The 15,521-nt window shown below is 62.1% G+C and carries 16 protein-coding genes; 11 read left to right on the top strand and 5 right to left on the bottom strand.

The annotated features are described in order from the left end of the window. Positions 1-462 (top strand): type II toxin-antitoxin system RatA family toxin, encoded by a 462-nt coding sequence (locus ABMA32_RS19515; protein ID WP_349015443.1) that lies wholly within the window; start codon positions 1-3, stop codon positions 460-462. Between the two features lie 4 nt (positions 463-466). Then, on the top strand, positions 467-895 hold the full coding sequence (locus ABMA32_RS19510; protein WP_349015442.1) for a GNAT family N-acetyltransferase: 429 nt from the start codon (positions 467-469) through the stop codon (positions 893-895). A 23-nt stretch (positions 896-918) separates the two neighbouring features. Here ABMA32_RS19510 and ABMA32_RS19505 read toward each other — a convergent pair whose 3' ends face one another. Further along, positions 919-1,413, bottom strand: a complete 495-nt coding sequence (locus ABMA32_RS19505; protein ID WP_349015441.1) for a CinA family protein — start codon at positions 1,411-1,413, stop codon at positions 919-921. After that, positions 1,410-2,627 carry a bifunctional 2-C-methyl-D-erythritol 4-phosphate cytidylyltransferase/2-C-methyl-D-erythritol 2,4-cyclodiphosphate synthase gene (locus ABMA32_RS19500; RefSeq protein ID WP_349015440.1) on the bottom strand — a complete coding sequence of 406 codons (1,218 nt, stop codon included), beginning with the start codon at positions 2,625-2,627 and terminating at the stop codon, positions 1,410-1,412. Before ABMA32_RS19500 ends, ABMA32_RS19505 begins: the two co-directional genes overlap by 4 nt. A 139-nt stretch (positions 2,628-2,766) precedes the next feature. On the opposite strand from ABMA32_RS19500, the gene dusB reads away from it, so the two are divergent. The 8 genes from dusB (at position 2,767) to hflX (ending at position 12,842) form a co-directional block, all read left to right on the top strand. Then, positions 2,767-3,798 carry a tRNA dihydrouridine synthase DusB gene (gene dusB / locus ABMA32_RS19495; protein ID WP_349015439.1) on the top strand — a complete coding sequence of 344 codons (1,032 nt, stop codon included), beginning with the start codon at positions 2,767-2,769 and terminating at the stop codon, positions 3,796-3,798. Between the two features lie 2 nt (positions 3,799-3,800). After that, positions 3,801-4,931: a two-component system sensor histidine kinase NtrB gene (locus tag ABMA32_RS19490; protein ID WP_349015490.1), complete on the top strand. Its 1,131-nt coding sequence runs from the start codon at positions 3,801-3,803 to the stop codon at positions 4,929-4,931. Next, the gene (gene ntrC, locus ABMA32_RS19485) at positions 4,928-6,385 is read left to right on the top strand and encodes a nitrogen regulation protein NR(I) (RefSeq protein WP_349015438.1); all 1,458 of its coding nucleotides are present in this window, start codon (positions 4,928-4,930) and stop codon (positions 6,383-6,385) included. Before ABMA32_RS19490 ends, ntrC begins: the two co-directional genes overlap by 4 nt. Positions 6,386-6,491: 106 nt before the next feature. Beyond that, entirely contained in the window at positions 6,492-8,759 is a 2,268-nt protein-coding gene (locus ABMA32_RS19480) for a sensor histidine kinase NtrY-like (RefSeq protein WP_349015437.1), read from the top strand. Next, entirely contained in the window at positions 8,749-10,110 is a 1,362-nt protein-coding gene (ntrX, locus tag ABMA32_RS19475; RefSeq protein WP_349015436.1) for a nitrogen assimilation response regulator NtrX, read from the top strand. Before ABMA32_RS19480 ends, ntrX begins: the two co-directional genes overlap by 11 nt. An 87-nt stretch (positions 10,111-10,197) precedes the next feature. After that, positions 10,198-11,058, top strand: coding sequence for a D-amino-acid transaminase (locus tag ABMA32_RS19470; RefSeq protein ID WP_349015435.1), 861 nt, complete (start codon positions 10,198-10,200; stop codon positions 11,056-11,058). A gap of 134 nt (positions 11,059-11,192) precedes the next feature. Further along, entirely contained in the window at positions 11,193-11,441 is a 249-nt protein-coding gene (gene hfq, locus ABMA32_RS19465; RefSeq protein WP_349015434.1) for an RNA chaperone Hfq, read from the top strand. Between the two features lie 69 nt (positions 11,442-11,510). Beyond that, entirely contained in the window at positions 11,511-12,842 is a 1,332-nt protein-coding gene (hflX, locus tag ABMA32_RS19460; protein WP_349015489.1) for a GTPase HflX, read from the top strand. Positions 12,843-12,889: 47 nt separating this feature from the next. On the opposite strand, the gene mazG is transcribed toward hflX, so the two are convergent. Next, positions 12,890-13,720: a nucleoside triphosphate pyrophosphohydrolase gene (gene mazG / locus ABMA32_RS19455; RefSeq protein ID WP_349015433.1), complete on the bottom strand. Its 831-nt coding sequence runs from the start codon at positions 13,718-13,720 to the stop codon at positions 12,890-12,892. 160 nt (positions 13,721-13,880) lie between these two features. Between mazG and ABMA32_RS19450 the strand changes: the two genes are divergently transcribed. Further along, entirely contained in the window at positions 13,881-14,201 is a 321-nt protein-coding gene (locus ABMA32_RS19450) for a hypothetical protein (RefSeq protein WP_349015432.1), read from the top strand. Positions 14,202-14,381: 180 nt separating this feature from the next. On the opposite strand, the gene ABMA32_RS19445 is transcribed toward ABMA32_RS19450, so the two are convergent. After that, positions 14,382-15,170: an SDR family oxidoreductase gene (locus ABMA32_RS19445; RefSeq protein WP_349015431.1), complete on the bottom strand. Its 789-nt coding sequence runs from the start codon at positions 15,168-15,170 to the stop codon at positions 14,382-14,384. After that, positions 15,167-15,496 (bottom strand): nuclear transport factor 2 family protein, encoded by a 330-nt coding sequence (locus ABMA32_RS19440; protein WP_349015430.1) that lies wholly within the window; start codon positions 15,494-15,496, stop codon positions 15,167-15,169. Before ABMA32_RS19440 ends, ABMA32_RS19445 begins: the two co-directional genes overlap by 4 nt. Positions 15,497-15,521 lie beyond the last annotated feature (25 nt).

Here is a 15,521-nt window from a genome sequence, read left to right as displayed (position 1 = left end):
ATGCCGCAATTCGAGACCACCCGGTACGTCGCGCATTCTCCAGCAAACATGTTCGCGCTGGTGGCCGATGTGGAGCGGTATCCGGAATTCCTACCGCTTTGCGAAGCGCTGACCGTACGTTCCCGCCGCGAGCGGGAAGGGCGCACGATGCTCGTCGCCGACATGACTGTCGGCTACAAGGCGATCCGCGAGACCTTTACCAGCCAAGTCCACCTCAAGCCGGACGAACTCGCCATCGACGTCAAATACATCGATGGGCCGTTCCGCTACCTGAACAATGATTGGCGCTTCGAGCCGGACGGGAAAGGCGGTTCGAAAGTGAATTTCTTCATCGACTACGAGTTCAAGAGCCGCGTGCTCGGCGCTCTGATGGGCGCCATGTTCGACCGCGCATTCCGCATGTTCACCGACGCATTCGAGAAGCGGGCGGACGTCATATACGGCCAATCAAACGTGGTGTGACGCATTGGAAGACGTAAATCCTGAGGTCAGTGACTATACGTTGGTGGTCGGCATTCCGACGATCGAGACTTACAGAAGGCTACGCAACGTCTCGGGCCTGAGCGGCAAGACTGTCGAAGCTGCGGAGCGCGGCCTGCCCAATACGATCCATGCGGTCACGCTGGTATGCGACGGGGAAGCGGTCGGCATGGGCCGAGTCATTGGCGACGGCGGTTGTTTCTATCAGATAACGGATATCGCCGTTCACCCGCGCCATCAGGGAAAAGGTCTCGGGAAGAAGATCATGCAGGCGCTGATGGAGTATCTTCGCGCGACGGCGCCGGAGACGGCATATGTAAGCCTGATAGCCGACGGTCCAGCAAAGCATCTCTACGAAAAGTTTGGTTTCAAGCCCACAGCGCCTGCCTCGATTGGCATGGCGCTGGAATTGTAGCCTTTAGACCGGGAAACGACTCCTCAGTCGAGCGCCTTCAGTCCCATTCGCAAGGCGTGCCTGACCGTTTCGCGTCGGATGAAGTCGCGGCCACGGTTCTCGAAGATCACATTCTCCGTGACCACCGGTTTGCTGCTCAACGCCATGCCGAACCAGACCAAGCCTACGGGCTTTTCCGCCGAGCCGCCGTCAGGGCCGGCAATACCGGTGACCGCCAGCGTGATGCCGGCGCGGGAGTACTTCAACGCACCTGCCGCCATCTCCTTCGCCGTTTCGGCCGATACCGCGCCATGCGCCTCAAGCGTGGCGGAGGAAACATCCACCATGTCCATCTTCGCTTCGTTGGAATAGGTCACGAACCCCCGGTCGACCATCGACGACGAACCGGGGATGTCTGTCAGCAGAGATATGATCATACCGCCGGTGCAGGACTCGGCGGTCGCAACGAGAATCTTGCGGCGAGCACAGGCCTTTAGAAATCTGTCTGCCAGGTCAGCCCATTCCAGCGCTTCCGTCATTCGGGCAGGTCTCCCGGATAAACCACGCTGGCGGTGGCGATTGCGGCGATGCCTTCCTCGCGTCCGATGAAGCCAAGCTTCTCGTTCGTCGTCGCCTTCACCGAAATGCGCGTGGTCGCGATTCCGAGCATTTCCGCAAGTGTGTTGGTCATTGCATCCCTGTGTGGTCCAATCCGGGGCGCTTCGCAGATCAGTGTGATGTCCGCATTGGCGATCCGGCCGCCGTGGGATCGTACGATCGATGCCGCATGTTCCACGAACAGCCGCGATGCAGCGCCCCTCCATTGTGTATCGGAAGGCGGAAAATGCGTGCCGATGTCGCCCGCGCCGCAGGTCGCCAGAAGCGCATCCGTCAGTGCATGGAGGCCGACATCGGCATCGGAATGGCCCGACAGTTTTTTGCCGTGCGCGATCCGTACGCCGCAGAGGAAAACGTGGTCGCCGTCCTCGAAGGAATGCACGTCATAGCCGTTTCCGGTTCGCACGTCGGGGAACGACGCCGCGCCGGCAAATCGTTGATTGGCAAGCACCATGTCGCGGGCCCATGTCAGTTTCACATTGTCGGGTGAGCCGGCGACGATGTGGACCGGAATGTTCGCCCATTCGGCGACGGCCGCGTCGTCGGTAAAATCGTTCTTCCCGAGCGTAGCTGCCTTTTCGTGCGCGGCCAGTATCGGCCAGAACGGAAAGCCCTGCGGCGTCTGCGCGGCATAAAGCCCATGGCGCGGTACGGTCTCGGCAACATCGCCGGCGGCGTCAGCGCGCTTCAGCGTGTCGGCCACCTGCATGGAGGGCAGGGAGCCGCGACGCTCGCCGATGGCCGCGATCGTGCGCTCGATCAAATCCGCCTCGACGAACGGCCTGACCCCGTCGTGGATCAGCACCTTGGCGGGAGCGTCGCCGCGTAATGCCTGCAATGCAAGCCGTGTCGACTCCTGCCGCGTTGCGCCGCCATGAATTGCCTCGATCCGCCGCTCGTCCAGGCCCAATATCGCAGAACGAAAAAGCGCGTCGTCGTCAGGATGGATCGCGACTACGATCCTGCCAACGAGCGGGTGTGCCAGAAACGCGTCTAGTGTCCGCGCGATGACGGGCCTCCCGCCGATCGGCCTGTACTGCTTCGGACCGTCCGCCGTGCCGGCCCGTTCTCCCCGCCCTGCGGCAACGATGACGACCGCAGCCCTGGACGCCTCTGAACTGGAATTCGTCTGCATGCCGTGACGCATAGTCGGGCGGGGTATCGAAAACCAGAGGCTTTGCGAAACCGACATAATTTCGCTTCAGTTCCGGTTGCATGCACCAGTGAAACTGTTTATTTCCTAGGCAAACTGCAAAAGTGCTTGGTTTTTATGCATGAACAGGATCGCCGGGCTCGCTGAGCCGCTGATGATAGGTGACGTCGCCATCCGCAACCGCGTCTTCCTAGCGCCCATGTCGGGCGTGACGGACGATGCCTTCCGTCGCCGCGCCTACGCGCATGGCGCCGGGCTGGTCGTTTCGGAGATGATCGCCTGCGGCGAACTGGCAAAGGGCCGTCTCGACACAGAAAGACGTGTACGCCATTCCGGGCTTCCGGTCCATATGGTGCAACTCGCGGGACGGGAGGCACACCACATGGCCGAGGCCGCCCGCATCGCGGAAGGTGAGGGTGCCGATATCATCGACATCAACATGGGCTGCCCGGCCAAGAAGGTAACCGGAGGCTATTGTGGGTCGGCGCTGATGCGCGATCTCGACCATGCCTTGACGCTGATCGACGCCGTAGTAGGGACCGTCGCTGTTCCGGTGACCGTGAAGATGCGGCTGGGCTGGGACGAAAGCGCGCTCAACGCGCCGACACTTGCCCGCCGTGCCGAACATGCCGGGGTGAAGATGGTCACAATTCACGGCCGCACGCGCTGCCAGTTCTATCAAGGCAAGGCGGACTGGCGGGCCATTGCCCGCGTCAAGGCCGCCGTGTCTATTCCGGTTGTCGCCAACGGAGACGTCGGCTCACCGGCCGATGCGGCTCTTGTACTGGAGCAGTCCGGCGCTGATGCCGTGATGGTGGGGCGTGCAAGTTACGGGGCACCCTGGACGCCGGGACTGATCGCGCGCGCCGCCGGAGTGGACCTTGCTTGCGAAGGCGTACCCGAACAAGGCGCGCCAATGGCCGACTACGTCATCGCCCACTACGAGGACATGCTGTCGCTCTACGGCGTCGAGACCGGGCTCAGGCATTCGCGCAAGCATCTCGGCTGGTACCTCGACCGTTGTACGCGGGGCCTGTCAGGAGAGGCGCGCAGCGCAATCATGACCTCGCTGGATAGCCGCTGGGTGATCGACGGTCTCCGCGAGGCGTTCCTGCGCGAAGCCGATATGTCCGTTCACAAGGCTGCTGCATGAACATGACCAACCCCATTGCAGAAGCCGACGCGGCGCAGATCGTTCTCAACACCATCCGTCGCCCCGTCATCATGATCGGGCCGGAAAGCAACATCACCTACGCCAACGCCGACGCCGAGGACTTTTTCCGGTCGAGCGCGGCAGGGCTGGCGCGCAAGACGCTGGCGCATTTCGTGCCGTTCGGCAGCCCGATCCTGTTGCTGGTTGATCAGGTCCGCGCGCGCAATTCGCCGGTCAACGAATATCGCGTCGACGTCTCGTCGCCACGACTCGGCATCGAGAAAGTCGTCGATCTCTATGTTGCCCCGGTCCCGGAATTTCCGGGCTCCGTCGTGGTGATGTTCCAGGAACGGTCGATGGCCGACAAGATCGATCGCCAGATGACGCATCGCAGCGCCGCGCGCTCGGTGACCGGGCTTGCCGCCATGCTGGCGCACGAGATCAAGAATCCGCTGTCGGGCATTCGCGGCGCCGCGCAGCTTCTGGAAAGCTCGCTCTCCGACGACGATCGCGCTCTGACACGTCTCATCACCGACGAAACCGACCGCATTGTCTCGCTGGTCGATCGCATGGAAATCTTTTCCGACGAGCGGCCGATCGAACGTTATCCCGTCAACATTCACGTGGTGCTCGACCACGTGAAGGCCATCGCCAAGAACGGCTTTGCAAGCCAGATCAAGATCCTCGAGGAATACGACCCGTCGCTACCGCCGGTCTACGCCAACCGCGACCAGCTCATCCAGGTCTTCCTCAACCTGGTGAAGAATGCGGCTGAAGCCGTGGGGAACGAACCGGGCGGCGAAATCGTGCTCTCCACGGCGTTTCGGCCGGGCATCCGCGTTTCTTTCCCCGGCACGCAGGATCGCGTGTCGCTACCACTCGAATTCTGTGTCCGGGACAATGGGCCCGGCGTATCCGAAGACATCCTGCCGATCCTCTTCGACCCGTTCATAACGACGAAGCCTAACGGTTCGGGGCTGGGGCTTGCCCTTGTCGCAAAGATCGTCGGCGACCACGGCGGAATCATCGAATGCGATTCAACACCGCGCGGCACCACTTTCCGTGTGCTGATGCCGGCCTGGAAAGACGTTTCGGCCCCCGGTGAGGGCGAGGCCGAGGGAGGCAAAGAGTGAGCGTGCAGGGCAATATTCTCGTCGCCGACGACGACGCGGCGATCCGTACGGTTCTCAACCAGGCGCTGTCGCGCGTCGGGCATCAGGTCCGCGTCACGTCCAATGCAGCGACGCTCTGGCGCTGGGTCGCGGCGGGCGAGGGCGATCTGGTCATCACCGATGTCGTCATGCCAGACGAAAACGCTTTCGACATGTTGCCGCGTATCAAGAAGGCGCGGCCGGAACTGCCTGTCGTCGTCATGAGCGCTCAAAACACCTTCATGACGGCCATCCGCGCATCGGAGACAGGCGCCTACGAATATCTGCCCAAGCCGTTCGACCTCAACGAACTGCTGAATATCGTCAACCGCGCCCTGTCGGAGCCGCGACGACCCAAGATCGACGGCAGGCCGGACGATCAGGCGGAGGCGATGCCGCTGGTCGGCCGCTCGGCTGCCATGCAGGATATCTACCGCATGCTCGCCCGCATGATGCAGACCGACCTGACGGTCATGATCTCGGGCGAATCCGGCACCGGCAAGGAACTGGTCGCGCGGGCGCTGCATGAATATGGCCGCCGCCGTACCGGGCCCTTCGTCGCCATCAACATGGCCGCAATACCGCGCGACCTGATCGAGTCGGAACTGTTCGGCCACGAGAAGGGCGCGTTCACCGGCGCGCAGAACCGCTCGACTGGTCGTTTCGAACAGGCGGAAGGCGGCACGCTTTTCCTCGACGAGATCGGCGACATGCCGATGGAGGCTCAGACGCGGCTTCTGCGCGTGCTGCAGCAGGGCGAATATACGACCGTCGGCGGTCGCACCCCGATCAAGACCGACGTGCGCATCGTCGCGGCGACCAACAAGGATCTGCGCACGCTGATCGGGCAGGGGCTGTTCCGAGAGGACCTGTTCTACCGCCTCAATGTGGTGCCGCTCAGGCTTCCGCCGCTGCGCGAGCGCGCCGAGGACGTGCCGGACCTGGTAAGGCACTTCTTCAAGCAGGGCGAGGCGGAAGGCCTGCGCACCAAGCGCATATCGAGCGGCGGCATCGAACTGATGAAGCGTTACCCATGGCCCGGTAACGTCCGGGAACTGGAAAACCTTATCCGCCGCCTGGCAGCACTTTATCCGCAGGATGAGATTTCGGCCGAGATCATCGAGGCGGAGTTGAAGACTGGCGAACAGCCAGCGGTCCCTGGTGGCGCCATGGTGCCGGAGAACCTGACCATCGGTCAGGCCGCCGAGCACTATCTGCAACGGTATTTCGCCAGCTTTGGCGGCGACCTGCCGCCTCCCGGGCTGTATCAAAGAATTCTCGCGGAGGTTGAATACCCGCTGGTCCTCGCCTCGATGACCGCGACGCGGGGCAACCAGATCAAGGCTGCTGAACTTCTCGGGCTCAATCGCAACACATTGCGCAAGAAGATCAGGGAATTGGGCGTCAACGTTTATCGAGCGTCCAAATCGAACTAAAACCTGCTTGATGCGAAAAAACGTGTCGAAAATGCCACGCCTCGTTGCATAATTGCCACAATGCGTTGCATAGATCGCCATAATTGGACGGCATCCGACAGGCGATATGGCATTCCAGTCAGCGGCGATTCCCGACCGGCCTCCTTTTGAGGCGCCCGTGACCTCAGACGGGCGACGCCTGCTGGCGTTGCCGGGTATCGTGGCAGTCGTGACGGCGCTGATCACGGCGGCTATTTCCTTTGCCATTCTGGTCGGGATCACCCCGATCGCGCCGGATGAAACCACCACCATCTCGCTGATCGTCATCAACGCCTTGTTCGTGGCGGTGCTGATCGCGCTGATCGGGCGTGAGCTTCACCGCATTGCCATGGCAAGACGGCGAGGCAAGGCCGCCTCACGCCTGCATGTACGCATCGTCGCCATGTTCTCGCTGATTGCCGTGCTTCCGGCCCTGCTGGTGGCGATCATCGCATCCATCACCTTGGATATCGGTCTCGACCGCTGGTTCGAAATTCGCACGAAGACGATCATCAGTTCGTCGCTTTCCATTGCCGAAGCCTATGTGCGCGAGAATGCGCGCAACCTTCAGGGCACGACATTGTCGATGGCAAACGACCTCGACAACGCGCGGTCGCTCTATGGTCTCGACCGGACCGGATTCCGCGAGTTCCTGAGCCGGCAGGCCGTGGGCAGGGCCCTTGCGCATGCAGCGTTGGTCCGCGTGGACGGGTCTTTCATCATGAATGCCCAGACCCGCTCGGATTTCGACATGCCCGAGCCCGACAAGCAGGCCCTGGAAAAAGCGGCAGGCGGCCAGCCCGTGCTCATCGAGCCGAGCACGAGCAATGTTGTCGGCGCGCTGATCAAGCTGCGCCAGTTCGACGATACCTATCTCTATACGATCCGACTGGTCGATCCGGAGGTCATCCGGGCGCGTCAGATCGTGACGGCGAACACCGACGAATATCGCGGGCTCGAGGCAAACCGGCGGACGACCCAGATCGCCTTCGGTCTTCTCTATCTCGGCCTCACGCTGATCATCGTGTTGTCCGCGATATGGACCGGCATCGCGGTTGCGGACCGGCTGGTCCGGCCTATCCGCCAGCTTATCGGCGCCGCCGACGAGGTGGCGACCGGCAATCTGGACGTGTCGGTTCCGGTGCGCCTGTCGGACGGCGATGTCGCCTCCCTTGGCGACACGTTCAACAAGATGCTTCTCGAGTTGAAATCTCAGCGCAACGAGATCCTGCACGCCAAGGATCTGGTAGACGAGCGCCGACGGTTCTCGGAAGCAGTTCTTGCCGGCGTGACGGCCGGCGTCATCGGAGTCGATCCTTACGGCACAATCACCATCGTCAACCGTTCGGCCGAAACGATGCTGGGTCTTCCCGCCGATGAGGCGCTAGGCCAGAACCTCTCGACATTGCTGCCGCATGTCGGTCGTGTCTTCGAAATCGGCCGCAGGTCGGGCCGCCCGGTCTATCGAGAGCAGGTGACGTTCTATCGCGCAGGCGCAGAACGCACCTTCAACGTGCAGGTGACGATCGAGGGCGGCGATGACGTACAGGAGGAGAAATCCTATGTCGTCACGATCGACGACATCACCGACCTGGTGCAGGCCCAGCGCTCAACCGCATGGGCCGATGTGGCGCGTCGCATCGCGCACGAAATCAAGAACCCGCTCACCCCGATCCAGCTTTCCGCCGAGCGCATTCGCCGCCGCTACGGCAAGGTCATCACCGAGGACCGCGAGGTTTTCGACCAGTGCACCGACACCATCATCCGTCAGGTCGAGGACATCGGCCGCATGGTCGACGAGTTCTCTGCTTTTGCCCGCATGCCAAAGCCGGAAATGAAGGTAATCGACATTCGCGAGGCTCTCCGCGAGGCGTCGTTCCTTGTCGAGGTCAGCCGGTCGGACATCAAATTCGAGCGTGATTTTGGCAGTGGGCCCCTGAAGGGAACTTTCGACAGCCGTCTCATGGCACAGGCATTCGGCAACGTCATCAAGAACGCCTCCGAAGCGATCGATGCGGTCGGAAAGGAGATCGGCGACACAGGCGCGATACGCATCCGGTCCAGGATGGAAGGCGACATGATCCGAGTCGACGTGATCGACAACGGCAAAGGCCTGCCGCGCGAGAATCGCCAGCGTCTGCTCGAGCCCTATATGACCACTCGCGAGAAGGGGACGGGGCTCGGCCTCGCGATCGTGAAGAAAATTATCGAGGATCACGGTGGTCGTCTGGAACTTCATGATGCGCCTGCGAATTTCCATGAGGGTCGCGGCGCAATGGTCAGCATGTTCCTCCCGGCGGCGGCAGGGACCGAGGGGAACTCAAGTGAAATCGAGAAGGTAGCCGATGGCGTCTGACATACTTATCGTCGACGACGAAGAAGACATCCGCGAACTCGTTGCCGGCATCCTGAGCGATGAAGGCCACGAGACTCGCACTGCTCGCGACGCAGACAGCGCACTTGCCGCCATCGCCGACCGGGTTCCGAGGCTCGTTTTCCTCGATATCTGGCTGCAGGGCTCGCGCCTCGACGGGCTCGCGCTTCTCGACCAGATCAAGACCATGCATCCGAGCCTGCCGGTGGTGATGATCTCGGGTCACGGCAATATCGAAACCGCCGTGTCCGCAATCCGGCGTGGCGCTTACGATTTCATCGAAAAGCCGTTCAAGGCGGACCGGTTGATCCTCATCGCGGAACGGGCGCTGGAAACATCGAAACTGAAACGCGAGGTTTCCGACCTGAAGCTCCGCAGCGGCGAGACGTTCGATCTGATCGGCATGTCGTCCGCGATGAGCCAGTTGCGGCAGACGATCGAACGCGTCGCGCCGACCAATAGCCGTATCATGATCGTCGGGCCTTCGGGGTCCGGTAAGGAACTGGTGGCTCGTGCAATTCACGCGATGTCTTTGCGCAAGACGGGGCCGTTTGTGAGCCTCAACGCCGCGACAATCACGCCGGAGCGCATGGAGATCGAGCTTTTCGGTACGGAGTCGAACGGAGGCGAACGAAAGGTCGGCGCGCTCGAAGAAGCACACCGCGGCATCCTCTATCTCGACGAGATCGCCGATATGCCGCGCGAGACGCAGAGCAAGATATTGCGTGTGCTTGTCGATCAGCAATTCGAGCGGGTTGGCGGCACCAAGCGGGTCAAGGTCGACGTCCGCATCATCTCGTCGACTGCCCAGAACCTCGAGGCGATGATCGCCGAGGGTCGGTTCCGCGAGGATCTGTATCACCGCCTGTCGGTGGTTCCGGTCGCGGTGCCCGGACTTGCCGAGCGCAGGGAGGATATTCCCTACCTCGTCGATCACTTCATGAAACAGGTTGCGCGACAGGCTGGCATCAAGCCAAGGCGCATCGGCGACGACGCGCTTGCGGTGCTTCAGGCACATAACTGGCCCGGCAACGTTCGGCAATTGCGCAACAACATCGAACGGCTGATGATCCTGGTCCGCGGGGACGATGCGGAGGCGCCCATCACGGCGGACCTGCTCCCATCGGAAATCGGCGACGTCATGCCCAGAGCGCCGAGCCAGTCCGACCAGCACATCATGGCGCTTCCGCTCAGGGAGGCGCGCGAGATGTTCGAGAAGGAATATCTGATCGCGCAGATCAACCGTTTCGGCGGCAACATCTCCCGAACCGCCGAGTTTATCGGCATGGAGCGCTCGGCGCTGCACCGCAAGCTCAAGTCTTTAGGCGTTTAGGGTTAGCTGACAGTGGACCAATCTCTTGCGATTTGCCACCGACCCGGAATCGCATAACTCCACGACATACTTCGGAGACCTCTCATCATGCCGCGCATTTCCTATGTGAACGGACGATACGCGCCGCATGCGGACGCGTATGTCCACATCGAGGATCGTGGATACCAGTTCGCCGACGCCGTTTACGAAGTCTGCGAGGTTGCAAAGGGATACATCGTTGACATGGCCGGACACCTTGACCGGCTTGGGCGGTCGCTGGATGAACTGCGCATGGCCTGGCCGATGTCGCGTGCAGCATTTGAAATAGTGGTGCGCGAGGTCGTCCGGCGCAACCGCGTGATGAACGGGCTGGTCTACATACAGGTGTCGCGCGGGGTTGCGCCCCGAGACTTCCTGTTTCCGGCCGGTGGGAGGTCGTCCCTCGTCGTCACCGCTAGAAAGGTCAATCCGGCGATCAATGCGGGAAAGGCCGAGGCCGGGATCAAGGTGATTACCGTGCCCGAGAACCGTTGGGACCGCGTTGACATCAAGACTGTCGGCCTGCTGCCTAACGTTCTCGCCAAGGAGCAGGCGAAGGCCGCTGGCGCACAAGAGGCGTGGTTCGTGGATGCGGACGGAAACGTCAAGGAAGGTGGGTCCTCCAACGCCTGGATCGTCACGAAGGATGGCGTTCTCGTCACCCGGCCGGCCGATCATGGCATTTTGCGCGGTATCACGCGTACGACCCTCTTCAAGGTCGCGGCCGGTCTCGGGTTGAAGGTCGAGGAGCGCTACTTCTCGGTTCAGGAAGCCAAGGAAGCGCGCGAAGCCTTCATCAGTTCGGCAACCACCATCGCGATGCCGGTCGTCGCCATTGATGGCGCGCCAATCGCAAACGGGCACCCGGGTTCAGTGGTGCTTTCTTTACGTCAGGCCTTTTTTGACGTTGCAGAGAAGAGACCGGCCTGATAACCGCAGGCTCCACGTCTCAAAGGGTCTCCTTTGCTGCTATCCGCAGCAAGGGGAGGTTGTGTGCTTGACACGCGCATTTAAATTTGGCGCATTGCTTTAGGGACGAACAGGGCAGGCGGAAGATAAGAACAATGGCGGAACGCTCGCAGAACTTGCAGGATCTTTTCCTGAACTCGGTCAGAAAGACCAAGAATCCTCTGACGATTTTCCTCATCAACGGCGTAAAATTGACAGGCGTTGTCACTTCGTTTGACAATTTCTGCGTGTTGCTGCGCCGCGACGGGCACTCCCAGCTCGTGTACAAACATGCCATTTCCACCATCATGCCGAGCCAGCCGGTTCAGATGTTTGATGGCGAGGAAGCTGGCCAGGGCGGCTGATTGGCGAAGCTGAAGCACGCGGGCCAAGGGGCAAGCGGCAAATCCACCGGCGCATCGGGCATAGACCGGATGCGCGCGCGAACTCGTGCGGCCGTCATCGTACCCGTCCTGCCACGAGCTTTTCACGCAGATGAAGAGACCGGCCAGAACAGGCCGCGCCTGACGCGCTCCTCCGACGCCCGGCACGAAGAAGCGGTCGGCCTGGCGGGGGCGATTGATCTGGATATTGTCTATAGCGTCGTCGTTGCCGTGAACGACCCGCGTCCGGCGACGTTGCTGGGCTCCGGCAAGGTCGAGGAGATCGCCGAGATCGTTGCGGAGAAGAAAGTCGAGGTGGTCATCGTCGACCATCCGCTGACGCCGGTGCAGCAGCGCAACCTCGAAAAGGAACTGAACGCCAAGGTCCTCGACCGCACCGCACTGATTCTCGAAATCTTCGGCGAGCGGGCGCGCACCAAGGAAGGCGCGTTGCAGGTCGAACTGGCGCATCTGGAATACCAGCGCGGCCGGCTGGTCCGAAGCTGGACCCACCTCGAGCGGCAACGCGGCGGCGGCGGCTTCCTAGGCGGTCCCGGCGAAACGCAGATCGAAGCCGACCGGCGTGTCCTGCAGGACAAGATCGTCAAGCTGAAGCGCGAACTGGAGACAGTGCGCCGCACGCGCGACCTGCACCGCGCCAAGCGCAAGAAGGTACCGTTTCCAGTGGTTGCCATCGTTGGCTACACGAACGCGGGAAAATCGACGCTCTTCAACCGCCTGACAGGCGCCGGCGTCCTTGCCGAGGACATGCTGTTTGCGACGCTCGACCCGACGCTACGCCGGGTGCGCCTGCCGCACGGCACGCCGATCATCCTGTCAGACACGGTGGGCTTCATCTCCGACCTTCCGACGCATCTGGTCGCCGCTTTCCGCGCAACGCTCGAAGAGGTGGTCGAGGCCGACCTCGTCATCCATCTGCGCGACATCGCCGATCCGGACACGGTCGCGCAGGCCGAAGACGTTGAACGTATCCTTGGCGACCTCGGCGTAGACGCCAGCGACCGCAAGCGCGTCATCGAGGTCTGGAACAAGATCGACCTGCTCGACGAGGGCAACCGCACGCGTCTGCTGGTCGAGGGAAAGGCCGAAAGGGCCGAGCCGCCGATCGCGATTTCCGCCGTGACGGGCGAAGGGATCGACGCGCTGACAGCGCAGATCGAGCAGCGTGTTTCAGGCGAGCTCGTGCCAGTCGATGTCACGCTCCGTCCTGACCAGCTTGGGCAGATCGACTGGCTCTACCGCAACGGCGACGTGGTATCGCGCACCGACAATGACGACGGCAGCGTGTCGGTATCGATGCGGGTGACCGAAGCGACGCGGGAGGAGATTTCCATGCGGCTGGACGGCCGGAAACGCGGCTAAGGCATGATCCCGAAAAGTGGAAACCGGTTTTCGGAAAAGATCATGCTCTAAAACCGTTCGACGCCCTTGGCCTGCTGCCAGAGGTCTTCCATCTCGTCCAGCGAAGACGCATCGAGGCTGCGGCCCGAAGCCTTCAGCGCGTTTTCGACATGATGGAAACGGCTGCGGAACTTTTCATTCGTTCCCGACAGCGCCGCCTCGGAATCGACCTTCAGGTGCCGACCGAGATTGACCATCGCGAACAGGACATCGCCAAACTCATCTTTGGTCGACGCCACATCGCCCTTCGACAGCGCTTCACGCAGTTCGCCGATTTCCTCCTCGATCTTGTCGAGGATCGGCCCCGCCGCTGCCCAGTCGAAGCCGACGCGGGCCGCCTTTTCCTGCAGCTTCAGCGCCCTGGTCAGCGCCGGCAGAGCGACAGGAATGCCATCCAGAAAGCCCGTCCCGTTTTCTTCCGGGTCGAGGCCGCGCGCCACCCGCGCCTCGCGCTTCAGCGCCTTTTCCTCGGCTTTGATCTTTTCCCACATGCCCTTGGCCATGCCGGCGCTGCGGGCCTGCTCGCTGCCGAAGACGTGCGGATGACGGCGGATCATCTTCTCGGTGATCGCCTGGACGACATCGCCGAAGGCGAATTCCTGCGCCTCTTCGGCCATCCGGGCGTGATAGACGACCTGGAGCAGGAGGTCGCCGAGTTCGTCGCGCAGGTCATCCAGATCGCCGCGCGCAATGGCATCAGCGACCTCGTAGGCTTCTTCGATCGTGTAGGGCGCAATGCTGGCAAAGTCCTGCTCGACGTCCCACGGACAGCCCGCCTGCGGGTCGCGCAGGGCTGCCATGATCTCGATAAGGCGGGAAATGTCGCGGGAGGGCTGCATGGCCGAACCCTAACCGCCTGTGCAGTGCAGCGAAACGGTCGGAGTAAAGATTTTCCACATTTGCGTGGTCGCACGCTTGTCGCGCGGATGCCTCACTCATATTCAAGAATAGTCGGGTTCACGGACAATCGGGCGCGAAAACAAACCACGGCTGATGCGGATGTCGGTTACGGAGTTGGCAGGGCCGTTTGCTTTCTTCACGCGCCGCTGGCAGCGGCAGGTTCCGCTCGGATTGCTTTTCTGGCGCGACATGGTGGTGATCGGCTCGGCGCTGAACCTCGCCGCCGCCTTCTTCGGGCTCATGGCGCTTGGCTTCAAGTACGAACTGCCGGTCGCGCTGGCCGTGTTTCACGCACCGTTGCCGTACAACATCTTCATCTTCGGCGCGGTCTGGCGGACAGCAGAACTGGTCGATGCGTCCAAGGCAGCCACGGCGCGCTTCGTTGCGACCGTCTGGCTGGTCGCCGTGACCGTGCTGTAGGAGCTTCCTACGCAGCGTACCATAACCCGGCGGCGTGTTGCCCCTACAGCGACCGACTTCGGGCGCTAGCGCAATATGTCGGGAAGGGCCAGGTCAGCGGCATTCGCCCTAAGGCGAGCAGACGTTGGATGCGTCTGTCCACGCATGGCGGATGGGCCAAGCGTGGACGGGCCCGTGTGATCAAACACTCGGGACAGTGCCGCCGTCGACGACGAGTTCCGAACCATGGATCGAAGAGGCGCGATCCGAGGCCAGGAAGGCGATGGCTTCGGCGACCTCGAATGGCTCGGCTCCGCGCCCGATGGCAATGCCGCCAAGGCCGTCCAGGACGAGCTGGCGCGCGTCCTCTAGCGTGCCGCCGTTGGCGGCTTGGATACGTTCCAAAAACACCCCGGTCCCCTCGGTCATGATCCAACCGGGGGACACAGCGTTGACCCGCACTCCCTTCGGGCCCAGTTCCTTGGAAATCGACTTGCTGTAGGTCCGAAGCGCAGCCTTGGCGGCGGCGTACGCGGTGGTTGCCTCGGGAAGCGGCAGGACGGACTGGATGGAGGTGACGTGCACAACCGCGCCGGCGCCCCGCGCGACCATCTGGGGGATCAGGAGACGGTCAAGACGAACCGTGGCCAGCAGGTTCAAGTTCAGTTCGGATAGCCAGTAGTCGTCGGTCAAGGCGACGAAGCCGCCACCTGGCGTGGTCGAGCCGCCGAGCACATGGGCGAGAATGTCGACGCCCCCCAGACGCTCGAGCGCAGTCTTTGCCAGCCCTTCACCACCCTCGGCCGTCGTTAGGTCCGCCTGGACGAACTCGACGCCATCGATGGGCTCCAGGTCTCCGCGGGCGGCTGTGATCACCCGGGCGCTGCCGGCCAGGAAGCGGTCAACGGTGGCGCGGCCCAGACCCTTGGTGCCGCCGCTGATGAGCACGCGCTTGCCAGCGAATTCGGTCGGATCAGCCTGGATGCTCATGCTGTGATCTCCAAGGTCTTGATCAAGTCGCCGTCGAGATCGAAACGGTAGGTGAAGCGGATCGGACTGCCCCTGAAGTCGCCATGGGCAGGGCCTTCGACAACGACCTGTCCGTCCTCGTGCCGGATAGTGTCCGGCGTGAAGATCGCTTTGACCGGGATCACCGCTTCTTCGAACAGGGCCCGCATTCCAGCGTAGCCCTCGTGGCGACCGCCATCAGCAAAAAGGACCGCCTCCCGCGAGAAGGGGCTCAACATTCCGTCTAAATCGAGACGGGCGTTCGCGGCCACATACGCGGCAATCGGTGATGGAAGTTCGAGCGTCATTGTTTTGTCCTTCTTACCTGGGGTG

The organism is Mesorhizobium quangtriensis (assembly GCF_040081925.1).
Classification (GTDB): domain Bacteria; phylum Pseudomonadota; class Alphaproteobacteria; order Rhizobiales; family Rhizobiaceae; genus Mesorhizobium_K; species Mesorhizobium_K quangtriensis.
This window is presented reverse-complemented; position numbering and strand designations above follow the sequence as displayed.

What these genes read in the sequence shown, in the direction of transcription:
- ABMA32_RS19515 (WP_349015443.1), top strand. Translation starts at nt 1, where the DNA reads ATGCCGCAATTCGAGACCACCCGGTACGTCGCGCATTCTCCAGCAAAC.
- ABMA32_RS19505 (WP_349015441.1), bottom strand. Translation starts at nt 1,413, where the DNA reads ATGACGGAAGCGCTGGAATGGGCTGACCTGGCAGACAGATTTCTAAAG.
- ABMA32_RS19500 (WP_349015440.1), bottom strand. Translation starts at nt 2,627, where the DNA reads ATGCAGACGAATTCCAGTTCAGAGGCGTCCAGGGCTGCGGTCGTCATC.
- dusB (WP_349015439.1), top strand. Translation starts at nt 2,767, where the DNA reads ATGAACAGGATCGCCGGGCTCGCTGAGCCGCTGATGATAGGTGACGTC.
- ABMA32_RS19490 (WP_349015490.1), top strand. Translation starts at nt 3,801, where the DNA reads ATGACCAACCCCATTGCAGAAGCCGACGCGGCGCAGATCGTTCTCAAC.
- ABMA32_RS19480 (WP_349015437.1), top strand. Translation starts at nt 6,492, where the DNA reads ATGGCATTCCAGTCAGCGGCGATTCCCGACCGGCCTCCTTTTGAGGCG.
- ntrX (WP_349015436.1), top strand. Translation starts at nt 8,749, where the DNA reads ATGGCGTCTGACATACTTATCGTCGACGACGAAGAAGACATCCGCGAA.
- ABMA32_RS19470 (WP_349015435.1), top strand. Translation starts at nt 10,198, where the DNA reads ATGCCGCGCATTTCCTATGTGAACGGACGATACGCGCCGCATGCGGAC.
- hfq (WP_349015434.1), top strand. Translation starts at nt 11,193, where the DNA reads ATGGCGGAACGCTCGCAGAACTTGCAGGATCTTTTCCTGAACTCGGTC.
- hflX (WP_349015489.1), top strand. Translation starts at nt 11,511, where the DNA reads ATGCGCGCGCGAACTCGTGCGGCCGTCATCGTACCCGTCCTGCCACGA.
- mazG (WP_349015433.1), bottom strand. Translation starts at nt 13,720, where the DNA reads ATGCAGCCCTCCCGCGACATTTCCCGCCTTATCGAGATCATGGCAGCC.
- ABMA32_RS19450 (WP_349015432.1), top strand. Translation starts at nt 13,881, where the DNA reads ATGTCGGTTACGGAGTTGGCAGGGCCGTTTGCTTTCTTCACGCGCCGC.
- ABMA32_RS19445 (WP_349015431.1), bottom strand. Translation starts at nt 15,170, where the DNA reads ATGAGCATCCAGGCTGATCCGACCGAATTCGCTGGCAAGCGCGTGCTC.
- ABMA32_RS19440 (WP_349015430.1), bottom strand. Translation starts at nt 15,496, where the DNA reads ATGACGCTCGAACTTCCATCACCGATTGCCGCGTATGTGGCCGCGAAC.